Genomic DNA, 11,532 nt, shown 5'->3' with positions numbered 1-11,532 from the left:
ACGCGGCGAAAGCACCCAGCCACCAAGCATAGGCACCCATGAGGTCTTCCAGATGAGCGTGCGCGACGACGATCTGCCCAATCTCGATGCCGGCGCGCGCGCGGCGCACGGGCTGGCGCTGCGCGCCCGTGCCTTGTCCTTCACCGCCCTCGGCCTCGCCATTGTCCTGGCCTGGGCCGCTCTGGTGGCCATGGCGGTGCGGCTTGCCGCCGTCGACGTGCGGGCGGCGGGACCGGGCGGCGGTCTGCTGGCGATGCTTCCCGACATTCCCCTTCCGCAGTTCGCGGAGACGTTTCTCGCGCTGTGCCTCGCGCCGGCGGATGCAGTCTCGGGACCGGCGCGCTTCTGGGTGCTGAGCGCGATGTGGTTCCTCATGGCGGTCGCCATGATGCTTCCTTCCGCCGGACCGATGATCCGCACCTACTGCGAAATCGCCGACACGGCTGCCGCAAAGGGCGCGCGCGCGGTTCATCCGCTGGTGCTGGTCGCCGGCTACGCGACCGTCTGGCTGGGGGCATCCTTCGGCTTTGCCGGGCTGATCATGCTCGCGGCGGCGATGCAGCCGGGCGGTCTCGTCCTGTCGCCGCTCGGCGGCATGGCGGGCGCGGCCGTCCTGGCGATCGCCGGGGCCTATCAGTTCAGCGGCCTGAAGGAGGCCTGCCTTGTCAAATGCCGTAATCCCTTCGCCACGCTGTTCGGCCGATGGAGCACGCGTCCGGCGGCGGTGTTCCGGCTCGGCATGGAACAGGGCCTGTGGTGCCTCGGCTGCTGCTGGGCCCTGATGCTGGTGATGCTCGCCGTCGGCACGATGAACATTTTCTGGATGGCGCTGCTCGGTGTTTTCGTCATCGTCGAGAAACATGGTCGTAACCGTGTTTTCACACGGCTTTCCGGGAGCCTGCTCCTTGTGTGGGCACTCGCGCTTCTAGTAATCTCGCTGTGAAGGAGAGGGGTCTCGAATGGCTAAGAAGGACTGGGCGCTGAAGGGCGAGCTGGTGCTGTCGTGCAATTGCACGGTTTTCTGTCCATGCGTGCTGTCGCTCGGCAATCACCCGCCGACCGAGGGCTACTGCCAGACCTGGGCCGGTTTCCGCATCGACAAGGGGCATTATGGCGAGACCGATCTTTCGGGCCTCAATCTCGGCCTGATCATGGAGATACCCGGCTATATGAGCCGCGGCAACTGGACGGCCGGCCTGTTCCTCGACGAGCGCGCCTCGATCTACGCCGAGAAGGCCATCGGCAAGATCTTCTCCGGAAAGGCGGGCGGCACGACGGCGCTGCTGTCGATCCTCGTCGGCCAGTTCCTCGGCATCGAACGCGCGCCGGTCAGCTACGAGACCGAGGGCAAGACGCGCATCTTCCAGATCCCGAAGATCATCGACGGCGCCATCACGCCGATTGCCGGCAAGGACGGCGAGGGCGACACGGTCATTTCCAATTCGCAGTACTGGATCGCGCCCGAGATCACGGTCGCCCGCTCGGAGAAAAGCCGCATGCGCGCCTTCGGCCGCAACTGGAACTTTGCGGGCCGCTCGGCGGAAATCTGCCCGCTCGACTGGCGCGGACCATAGGCGATGCCGATGAGGAGGCCCATCATCAGGAAGCCGGTCATCAAGAAGAAGGTCACCGCGCCGCAGGCCCGTGCCTTCTCCGTTCACCTGTTGACCGCGTCCGGCTCCTTCCTCGCCTTCCTGTCGCTGGTCGCGGCCAGCGAGGAGCGCTGGACGGCGATGTTCTGGTGGCTCGGCCTCGCCCTTTTCGTCGACGGCATCGACGGGCCGATTGCCCGCAAGCTGGACGTCAAGCATGTCCTGCCGACCTGGTCGGGCGACATGCTGGACAACATCATCGACTATGTCACCTATGTGCTGATCCCCGCATTCGCGCTCTACCAGAGCGGCTTCATGGGCGCCGGCCTGTCCTTCCTCTCTGCGGCGATCATCGTCGTCAGCAGTGCCATCTATTATGCCGACACCGGCATGAAGACGCGCGAGAACTTCTTCAAGGGCTTTCCGGTGGTGTGGAACATGGTGGTCTTCACCCTGTTCGTCACAAGGCCCGGCGAATATATCTCCTTCGCCGTCGTCATCGTCTCGGCGCTGCTGACATTCATGCCGCTCTACTTCCTGCATCCGGTGCGCGTGAAGCGCCTGCGCCCGGTCAATCTCACGATCTTCCTCGCCTGGTGCGCCTTCGGTGTCGCCGCCCTGTGGCAGGACATGCAGGCGGAGCAGATCGTGCGGGTCGGCATCGGCGTCACCGGCCTCTATCTTTTCATTATCGGCATGGTGATGCAGTTCCTGCCGAATCTCGGGGGAGGACGCCGGGGCGCCTGACCCTGCCCCGGCACGCAGTTGCGCGCTGACGGTGAAGCACTTTCAAGCAAAACACGACTAATGACAGGGAAAACTGTCCGCCTATGATCTGGCCGGGAACAAAACAACAATGAAGACAATCGGAGGCGGGGTGGAGACACAACGCGACGGCGAGGCCGGCGGCCTGCTCGATGTCCGTGGCCTGACCAAGGTTTTCGGGACGCTGAAAGCCTGCGATGCGATCGACCTGACGATTGACCGCGGCGAGATCCATGCACTGCTGGGCGAGAACGGCGCTGGCAAATCCACCTTCGTCAAGATGCTGTTCGGCGCTCTGGAACCGGCGGCGGGCACGATCGGCTGGAAGGGACGGCAGGTCACGATCCCGACGCCCGGCGCCGCGCGGCGCCTCGGCATCGGTATGGTGTTCCAGCATTTCTCGCTGTTCGAGGCGCTGACGGCGGCGGAAAACATCATGCTGTCGCTCGACGAGAAGGCGCCGATCATGCAGATCGCCGAGCGGGCGCGGGCCTTGTCGAAAACCTATGGCCTGCCGCTCGATCCCTTTGCCCATGTGGGCGATCTCTCCGTCGGCGAGCGGCAGCGCATCGAGATCATCCGCTGCCTGCTGCAGAAGCCCGATCTGATCATCCTCGACGAACCGACGTCCGTGCTGACCCCGCAGGAGGCCGACAAGCTGTTCGACACGCTGGAGACGCTGCGCGACGAGGGGAAATCCATCCTCTACATCTCGCACCGGCTGGAGGAGGTGAAGCGTCTGTGTGACCGCGCCACCGTGCTGCGGCACGGCAGGGTGGTGGCCCATTGCGACCCGCGCCAGGAAACTGCGGCGTCGCTCGCCCGCATGATGGTCGGCAACGACGTCGAGGCCGTCAGCCGCCCGGCCGATGCCGGCGGCGCCCATGAAGCGCTGCTCGAGGTGAGCGGGCTGAGCCGCCCGGCCGCCAATCCCTTCGCGGTGCCGCTGCGCGAGATCAGGCTGACGGTGCGCGCCGGCCAGGTTCTCGGCATTGCCGGCGTGGCCGGTAACGGCCAGGGCGAGCTGTTCGAGGCGCTGTCAGGCGAGGCCCTGCAGGAACATGCCGGCGTCGTGCGCATTCGCGGCATGGATTGCGGGCGCCTGTCGATCTCCGGCCGCCGCCTGCTGGGAGCGGGTTTCGTTCCCGAGGAGCGCCTCGGCCATGGCGCCGCACCCCATATGCGCCTGTCCGAGAACCTCCTGCTCTCCCGGCACGCGACCGACGGGAAATCCCTGCTCGGGCCGCTCGGCACCGTGCGCGAGGGCGCGCTGACCGCCGCCGCAGAACGCATCGTCGAGACGATGGACGTGCGCATGAGTGGAACCGATCCGGAAGCCGCCGCCCTGTCTGGCGGCAATCTGCAGAAATTCATCATCGGCCGCGAACTCGACCGGCAGCCCGCCGTGCTGATCGTCAACCAGCCGACATGGGGCGTCGATGCCGGTGCGGCGGCACGCATCCGCCAGGCCCTGATCGACCTGGCGCGCTCGGGCTCGGCGGTTCTGGTGATCAGTCAGGACCTGGACGAGCTGTTCGAAATTTCCGACGCCATCGCCGTGATGCATGACGGGCGGCTTTCCGCGCCCCTGCCGATCGCCGAAGCGAGTTTCGAGAAAGTGGGCCTGCTGATGGGCGGCGCCGCGCCCGGACACACCATCGACAACGCCCTCGACAACGCCACGGAGCAGGCATGATGCGCCTCGAACTCGTCAAGCGCCCGCAGCGTTCCGCCCTGTTCAGTGCCGTCTCGCCGCTGATCGCCCTGGTCCTGACCGTCGCGGCGGGCGCCGTGATGTTCTCTGTCCTTGGCAAGAACCCGCTGGATGCGCTGTATTACTATTTCATCGACCCGCTGCGCGAGACCTGGTCGCTGCACGAGCTGGCGGTCAAGGCCGCCCCCCTGATCCTGATCGCCGTCGGGCTTTCCGTCTGCTTCCTGTCGAACAACTGGAACATTGGCGCGGAAGGCCAGTTCATCGCGGGCGCCATCGCCGGCGGCATCCTGCCGGTCGTCTTCCCGGACTTCCAGAACTGGTCGGTCCTGCCGCTCATGATGCTGATGGGCGTTGCCGGCGGCGCTGCCTACGCGGCGGTGCCGGCTCTCCTCAAGGCGCGGTTCAACACCAACGAGATCCTGACCAGCCTGATGCTCGTCTATGTGGCGCAGCTCTTTCTCGACTGGCTGGTGCGCGGTCCCTGGCGCGACCCCGGCGGCATGAATTTTCCGGAAACGCGGGATTTCCACGCCTTTGCCATCCTGCCCGAGCTCTTGCCCTCGGCCGGCCGCGCCCATTGGGGCATCGTCTTCGCCGTCGTCGCCGCTCTCGTCCTCTGGTTCGTTCTGCGCAAGACCTTGAAAGGATTCGAGATCCGGGTTCTCGGCCAGAGCCCGAGGGCAGGGCGCTTCGCCGGCTTCAGCGCGCCGCGCATGGTGGTGGTCGCCTTCCTGATCTCGGGCGGCCTGGCGGGGCTCGCCGGCATCTCGGAAGTCGCCGGCGCCATCGGCCAGCTGCAGCCGTCGATCTCGCCCGGCTACGGGTTCACCGCCATCATCGTCGCCTTTCTCGGCCGCCTCAATCCGCTCGGCATCGTCGCCGCCGGCTTCGTCCTGGCGCTTTCCTATCTGGGCGGCGAGGCGGCGCAGATCTCCATCGGCCTGTCCGACAAGGCGGCGCGCGCCTTCCAGGGCATGCTGCTGTTCTTCGTGCTCGGTTGCGACACGTTGATCCACTACCGCATCCGGCTTGCCGGCCGCGCGACCGCAAGACGCCGGGAGGTGGCGCAGAATGTTTGAATCGGTCCTGATCACCATCGCAACCGCCGCCACGCCGCTGCTGATCGCTGCCATCGGTGAACTGGTGGTCGAACGCTCGGGCGTCCTCAACCTGGGGGTCGAGGGCATGATGATCATGGGCGCCGTCACCGGCTTCGGCGTCGCCATCACGACCGGCTCGCCCTGGCTCGGCGTGTTCGCCGCCGTTCTGGTCGGCGCGGCGTTCTCGCTGCTGTTCGGTTTCCTGACCCTGACGCTGGTCACCAACCAGGTGGCGACCGGCCTGGCGCTGACCCTGCTCGGCCTCGGCATTTCCGGCATGATCGGGGAAGCCTTCATCGGCATGCCCGGCCTGAAGCTTGGCCCCATCGCCATACCCGTCCTTTCGGACCTGCCCTATGTCGGTCGCTTCCTGTTCGCCCAGGACCCGTTGTTCTACATTTCCATCCTGCTGGTGGCCGGCGTCTCCTATTTCCTGTTCTACACGCGCGCCGGCCTCACCCTGCGCTCGGTCGGCGACAACCACGATTCGGCCCACGCGCTGGGAATCAGGGTCGTTGCCGTGCGCTATGCGGCCGTGGCTTTCGGCGGCGCCTGCGCCGGGCTTGCCGGCGCCTATCTGTCGCTGGTCTATACGCCGCAATGGATCGAGAACATGACCGCCGGGCGGGGCTGGATCGCGCTCGCCCTGGTCGTCTTCGCGTCCTGGCGGCCCTGGCGGGTGCTTGCCGGCGCCTATCTGTTCGGCGCGGTCTCCATCGGCCAGTTGCATGCGCAGGTGATCGGTGTATCGATCCCCTCGCAGTTCCTTTCCGCGCTGCCGTATCTGGCAACCATCGTCGTACTTGTTCTAATCTCCCGCAACAGGAGGCTGACCATGGTCAACACGCCGTCGTGCCTGGGGCGGCCGTTCGTGCCGGCACGATGAACGTTCGCCAAGGCGCGGGAACTCAGACAACGAAAGAGAGGACGTCAACATGAAGAAACTCACCCTAGCCCTGGCCGCAGGGACCGCCATGCTCGGACTGGCCGCCGCACCCGCCGCGGCTCAGGACAAGACCAAGGCCTGCTGGATCTATGTCGGACCGATCGGCGACTTCGGCTATTCCTACCAGCACCATCAGGGCCTGCTCGACGTCGAGAAGCATTTTGGCGACAAGGTCGAGACCGCCTATCTGGAGAGCGTGCCGGAGGGCGCCGACACCGAGCGCGCGCTGGAACGCATGGCTCGCTCCGGCTGCGACATCATCTTCGCCACCTCCTTCGGCTTCATGGACCCCGTCCAGAAGGTCGCGGCCAAGTTCCCGGACATCAAGTTCGAGCACGCCACCGGCTTCAAGCGCGACCATCCGAATGTCGCGACCTACAATTCGCGCTTCCATGAAGGCCGCTACGTGCAGGGCGTGATCGCCGCCAAGATGTCGGAGAAGGGCGTTGCCGGCTACATCGCCTCCTTCCCGATCCCCGAGGTCGTGATGGGCATCAACGCCTTCCTGCTCGGCGCGCAGTCGGTCAATCCCGACTTTCAGGTGAAGATCGTCTGGGCCAACACCTGGTTCGACGCCGGCAAGGAAGCCGACGCCGCCAAGGCGCTGCTCGACCAGGGCGTCGACATCATCACGCAGCACACCGATTCGACCGCCCCGCTGCAGGTCGCCGCCGAGCGCGGCATCAAGGGCTTCGGCCAGGCTTCGGACATGATCAAGTTCGCGCCCGAGACGCAGCTGACCTCGATCGTCGACGACTGGGGCCCGTACTACATCGAACGCGTCCAGGCCGTGATCGACGGAAGCTGGGAGCAGATCGACGTGTGGGGCGGCATGAAGGACGGCCATGTGGTGATGGCGCCCTATACCAACATGCCCGACGACGTGAAGGCCGCCGCCGAAGCCGTCGAGAAGAAGATCAAGGACGAGGGCTTCAACCCGTTCACCGGCCCGGTCGCCAAGCAGGACGGCTCGGAATGGCTGGCGGAAGGCCAGGTGGCGCCGGACGGCGAGGTGCTCAGCATGAACTTCTACATCAAGGGCATCGACGACAAGCTGCCCAACTGACGCAGAGCATGTACCGAGGAAAAGGGCGGCTTCGTGCCGCCCTTTTTAATGCAGGATAGGTGCAGGACCGCCTTTTCAGCTCCTGACATCCGCACGGGTCAAGCTCCTGACAGTCTGGTGTCAGGAGGACTTTGCTATTGTCGGTTCCATCAACAATGAGGGTTCCAACGATGCTGAAGTTCTATCACGCCCCCTGGTCTCGCTCGTCCAGCATTCTCTGGCTGATGGAGGAGCTTGGCGTTCCCTATGAAATCGAATTGGTCGATATCCGCGCCAAGGAAGGCGTTCCGGAAGCATACCGGCAAATCCAGCCGAGCAAGAAGGTGCCGGCCATCGTCCATGACGGGCTGGTGGTGACGGAGCGTGCGGCGATCACCATCTATCTGGCGGACCGCTTTCCCGAGGCGGGCCTCGCTCCGGCTTTCGACCATCCCGACCGCGCCGCCTATCTGACCTCGCTCGTGTATAGCGATTCCGTCTTCGATCCCGTCATCTGCGCCAATGTTCAGAATTTCGAGTACACCGGCAACCAGTTCCCGTTCGGAACCTTCGAGGACATGGTTGCGAATATCGAGCGACGGCTGACGGCGCACCCCTTTGCCGCGGGCGATCGTTTCACCGCGGCTGATACGCAGCTTGCCTCCGGCATTGCCTACACGATGAACTTCATGCATGCCCTGCCGGAAAGGCCGATCTTCAAGGAGTATCTGGCCCGCGTCGAGGAACGGCCGGCCAACCGTCGCGCCATGGAAAAGGACATGGAGCTTGCCGCGCAGGTGCCGTTCTTCGCCGAGGCTGGCGCGGGAGCATAGGCAAGCGATGGAACCGGCAGGGCAGGGCGCCCGGCCGCAGCCTATAGCGTTTTGCAGTCAGGTGGAATCACATGACGCCCGCATAAACGCGGAAAAACAAAGACATAGACCCGTTCAGCACTTCTGTGAAACGTTGAACGGGTCTAAGTCACGGCTTCGTCGAACAGGGTCTGGATGAAGCGCGGCAGCACGAAGGCCGCCCTGTGATGCGCCGGGGTATAATAGCGGGTCTGGATACCCGCGGCACGCGCCGACAATGTCTCCTCGGGCACGTGCAGCGCCTCCGCATCGTCGGACGACCAGCCGAGCGTCATGTGCCCGCCGAAATAGGTGGGCACTGCCACCAGGTAGCAGCTTGTCGCGGCAAAAACCGACGCCAGTGCTCCCATAGCGGTCTTGAACTCGGACGGTTGCAGGAACGGCACGCCGTTCTGGCTGATGACGATGCCGCCAGGCCGCAGGATGCGCTTCAGATTGCCGTAGAATTCAGGCGTGAACAGCACGGCGCCCGGTCCCGTCGGATCGGTCGAATCGACGAGAATCACGTCGAAGCGCCTGTCCGTCTCGGCGGCGAATCTTGCGCCATCCGCGATCTCCACCGCGAAACGCGGATCGTCGAAGACCGGTGCGTTGAACTCGGCGAAATGCTCCCGCGAAAAATCGACCACCGAGGCATCGATCTCCACCTGCGTCAGCCGCTGCACGCGGTCGTGCTTGAGCACTTCCTCCGCCAGCCCGCAATCGCCGCCGCCGATGATCAGCACGTCCCGCGGGTCGGCATGCGCCGTCAGCGGCACGTGGGCCATCATCTCGTGATACATGAATTCGTCGGCGCTGGTGACCTGCACCGCGCCGTCGAGCAGCAGGACCTTGCCGAACAGGCGGTTGCGGATGAGCGCCAGGCGGTGATGGCCGGTGCCTTCTTCATAGAGCACCTCATCCGCGTCGAAATCGACGCGGATGCCGCCATGCAGCGTTTCCGAGACGGTCTTCTTGCCGCTCACGCGCTCCGCCCCCGCAGCAGCTCCTTGACCTCCATGCGCCCGGGCGAGAAGGCATCGCGCAGCACCTCGATGCAGCGCTCTGGCTCCGCGTCCCCGCACATGAAGATATCGAGCGCCGCATAGCCACGCTCGGGCCAGGAGTGAATGGAGATGTGGCTTTCGGCGAGCACGGCAACGCCGCTGACGCCGCCATTCGGCTCGAACGGATGCAGGTGAATGTGCAGCAATGTGGCTCCCGCCGCATCGACGCAGTTCACCAGCGTTTCCTGGATATAGGGCAGATCATCGAGGCGCGCGGCCTCGAACAGATCGACGATGAGATGCGAACCGGCGCACAGAACGCCGTCCTTCTCGATAAAGTGATCCTTGTTATCGCAAACCGCCGTGACGGGCTGCGAATCGACTGTTTCTTCCTTTTGGGCGGTGTTCAGTACAACTGAATCCATCCCCAATTGGAAAAGGGCGTCTTGCGACATGGCGTCCTCTCCAACCAGCAGATGTGGCCTGACCATTCAGGCGCCGCCCGTATATAGGCAAGCGGGCCGGGGTCGCAAGCACAATCGCATTCCGGGACGGGAAATCGACCGCCTCGAAACTGATCCTCTCCAGCGCATTTCACGACCGGATTGTTCCCTTTCTCGAGGCAGAAAAACGGCCGAAACAAGATTTGTGCGTTGACATAAGAGCCAACTAAAGTAATCATCAATGAATTCCTACGTTATTGATTTTCCTATATTATTTCAAATAATAATTTTAGAAATGAAATTTGTGACATGAATATTTGCGCCTTGAATGAATGGCTGCATGTATGTCGATTAGACAGGGATGAAGTCGTCACCTTACTGAAGATCGCGGACCGTCTCCGCGCCTTGCGGCACACCGTCGATCTTTCGGCAGGGCACGCTCCGCCGATCCCCGCTTCCGAGGCATGGGAGATTGCGACACTCGCCTTGGAGGCGTTTCTCCCGCAGCTTGCCGGGACGATCAGAAAAGCAAGCGAAGAGACGCCACGGTTCCTGGAGGCAGGTCGGCAGGGGCAAGAGCCGGGCCGGCCGTTCACCCACCATGGCGATGCGACGACATCTCCCTTTGTCAGTTGTGACTATCGCGGCCGGCCCGTGGACATGCTGGACGTCGCCCATGAACTGGCCCATGTGACGCAGATCGCCGCCTCGCGCGGCGCCCCGATGCCGCCCGTGCAGCGCGAAGTCTGCGCCTTTCTGGGGGAGGCTGCACTGATCCGCTGGGCCGCGATGCACCGACCCACGCTCGTCAGGGCGTTGAAGTCCGCCTGGCATGCATCGGACACCATCTACCTGATCCGGGATGCGGACCTGCTGTCCCGTGCACTGCATGCGGAATCACCGAGCTACGACTATCGATGGAACTATCCCGTCGCGCGGCTGATGGCGTCCGCGTTCCTGCGCGACGCCTGTCAGAACGACCGAACCGCCTTGTTCTGCGCCGGCCCGGCCGCGCCGGCCATTCTGGCGCGCTTTCCCGTGCTGCCATTCCCCGTGGCTCTGCCGCCACTCCCTGCGGCCGCCGGCGGACCGGGTGATGCCTACCGTCACGCCGGTGCGATCGCCTTGCTCGACATGCAGGCCGATCAAGGCGGGGGCGGGGACAGTCTCGGCAAGCGCCATGCCGATCTCCTCAACTGCATGAAGACGCGCTCAGTCTTCATTACCCTGAACGATGACGGCGAACCGGCGGGATATGCGACCTGGGATCCCGTGGCGGCCGAACCGGTACAATCGGGCGTCAGGTGCCGCGCGTTCCCTGGCGCCGAGGATGTCCTCACCAGCAGCCTGCGCCTGCATCTGCCGGAGGTCGCGCTACGCGCCGATCGCCACGAACGCACGACGGAACCGGAGGCGGCGGCAAATGTCTGACATCGACCTCTATGCCGGCATCGGCTACGCCCTCGAACTGCTGGCGCGTTCCGACTACCACCGCGCGTTCCCCGCGAGTCCCTACATCGCCGTGGAGATCCTTCCGCCCCTCAACCGCGGCCAGTTCCGCTTCTATCTGGCGGATGATCATGTACCGCAAGGCATGGTCACCTGGGCATGGCTCGACGGGGCCGTCGAGGAGGAAATACTCCAAACCTGCCGGGCGCTGCACGCCCATGAATGGAACTGCGGGCCCTGCCTGTTCATAAACGACTTCATCGCGCCACATGGCAACAGCCGCGCCGTGATACATGACCTGAAAAGCTGCGGCTTCCTCACTGAACGCGTCAGTGGCATTCGTCGACATCGCGACGGCAGTCTGCGCTGCGTCAAGAACAGCAGGGTCAGGCTGGGCCAACCGCCCGGCTCCAGGCAATCCTCCAAGACGATGAGATAGGGCCGGGCAGCGTTTCCCTGGAACGATGAACCGCTCCGGCAGCCGCGCACGACCACATTCAGTCCAGATCCTGGTTTCGGGCAGATGCATGGGATGCAGAGGCCCGCATGCCGGGCGCAGATACGGTGGACGATCAAACACGATCGCCGACCGTATGAGTGGCGGGAACCCTGCACGG

At 64.4% G+C, this 11,532-nt stretch carries 12 protein-coding genes; 10 read left to right on the top strand and 2 right to left on the bottom strand.

Annotation, left to right across the window (positions count from 1 at the left end; genetic code table 11):
- The first annotated feature begins 52 nt into the window (after window positions 1-52).
- The 8 genes from NA2_RS17410 to NA2_RS17375 all read left to right on the top strand — a co-directional run bounded on the left by NA2_RS17410 (window position 53) and on the right by NA2_RS17375 (window position 7,998).
- A complete protein-coding gene (locus tag NA2_RS17410; protein WP_008598388.1) occupies window positions 53-943 on the top strand; it encodes a DUF2182 domain-containing protein in 891 nt (296 codons plus the stop codon).
- A gap of 16 nt (window positions 944-959) precedes the next feature.
- On the top strand, window positions 960-1,574 hold the full coding sequence (locus NA2_RS17405) for a DUF1326 domain-containing protein (protein WP_008598387.1): 615 nt from the start codon (window positions 960-962) through the stop codon (window positions 1,572-1,574).
- A 9-nt stretch (window positions 1,575-1,583) separates the two neighbouring features.
- The gene (pcsA, locus tag NA2_RS17400) at window positions 1,584-2,339 is read left to right on the top strand and encodes a phosphatidylcholine synthase (RefSeq protein ID WP_008598386.1); all 756 of its coding nucleotides are present in this window, start codon (window positions 1,584-1,586) and stop codon (window positions 2,337-2,339) included.
- Window positions 2,340-2,448: 109 nt separating this feature from the next.
- The gene (locus NA2_RS17395; RefSeq protein ID WP_008598384.1) at window positions 2,449-4,053 is read left to right on the top strand and encodes an ABC transporter ATP-binding protein; all 1,605 of its coding nucleotides are present in this window, start codon (window positions 2,449-2,451) and stop codon (window positions 4,051-4,053) included.
- On the top strand, window positions 4,050-5,153 hold the full coding sequence (locus NA2_RS17390; protein WP_040678402.1) for an ABC transporter permease: 1,104 nt from the start codon (window positions 4,050-4,052) through the stop codon (window positions 5,151-5,153). Before NA2_RS17395 ends, NA2_RS17390 begins: the two co-directional genes overlap by 4 nt.
- A complete protein-coding gene (locus tag NA2_RS17385; RefSeq protein ID WP_008598382.1) occupies window positions 5,146-6,060 on the top strand; it encodes an ABC transporter permease in 915 nt (304 codons plus the stop codon). Before NA2_RS17390 ends, NA2_RS17385 begins: the two co-directional genes overlap by 8 nt.
- Before the next feature lie 49 nt (window positions 6,061-6,109).
- Window positions 6,110-7,186 (top strand): BMP family ABC transporter substrate-binding protein, encoded by a 1,077-nt coding sequence (locus NA2_RS17380; RefSeq protein ID WP_008598381.1) that lies wholly within the window; start codon window positions 6,110-6,112, stop codon window positions 7,184-7,186.
- A gap of 170 nt (window positions 7,187-7,356) precedes the next feature.
- On the top strand, window positions 7,357-7,998 hold the full coding sequence (locus tag NA2_RS17375) for a glutathione S-transferase family protein (RefSeq protein WP_008598380.1): 642 nt from the start codon (window positions 7,357-7,359) through the stop codon (window positions 7,996-7,998).
- Window positions 7,999-8,141: 143 nt separating this feature from the next.
- Here NA2_RS17375 and speE read toward each other — a convergent pair whose 3' ends face one another.
- Window positions 8,142-9,002: a polyamine aminopropyltransferase gene (gene speE / locus NA2_RS17370; RefSeq protein WP_008598379.1), complete on the bottom strand. Its 861-nt coding sequence runs from the start codon at window positions 9,000-9,002 to the stop codon at window positions 8,142-8,144.
- Window positions 8,999-9,478 carry an adenosylmethionine decarboxylase gene (gene speD / locus NA2_RS17365; RefSeq protein ID WP_008598378.1) on the bottom strand — a complete coding sequence of 160 codons (480 nt, stop codon included), beginning with the start codon at window positions 9,476-9,478 and terminating at the stop codon, window positions 8,999-9,001. The genes speE and speD overlap by 4 nt, the downstream gene beginning before the upstream one ends.
- Before the next feature lie 297 nt (window positions 9,479-9,775).
- Between speD and NA2_RS17360 the strand changes: the two genes are divergently transcribed.
- Window positions 9,776-10,897 carry a hypothetical protein gene (locus NA2_RS17360; RefSeq protein ID WP_157188288.1) on the top strand — a complete coding sequence of 374 codons (1,122 nt, stop codon included), beginning with the start codon at window positions 9,776-9,778 and terminating at the stop codon, window positions 10,895-10,897.
- Window positions 10,890-11,354 (top strand): toxin-activating lysine-acyltransferase, encoded by a 465-nt coding sequence (locus NA2_RS17355; protein WP_008598376.1) that lies wholly within the window; start codon window positions 10,890-10,892, stop codon window positions 11,352-11,354. The genes NA2_RS17360 and NA2_RS17355 overlap by 8 nt, the downstream gene beginning before the upstream one ends.
- The last annotated feature ends 178 nt before the right edge of the window (window positions 11,355-11,532 follow it).

Source organism: Nitratireductor pacificus pht-3B, assembly GCF_000300335.1.
GTDB classification, from domain to species: domain Bacteria; phylum Pseudomonadota; class Alphaproteobacteria; order Rhizobiales; family Rhizobiaceae; genus Nitratireductor; species Nitratireductor pacificus.
The sequence above is the reverse complement of the archived record's forward strand: the minus strand, read 5'-3'. Positions and strand labels throughout refer to the sequence as shown.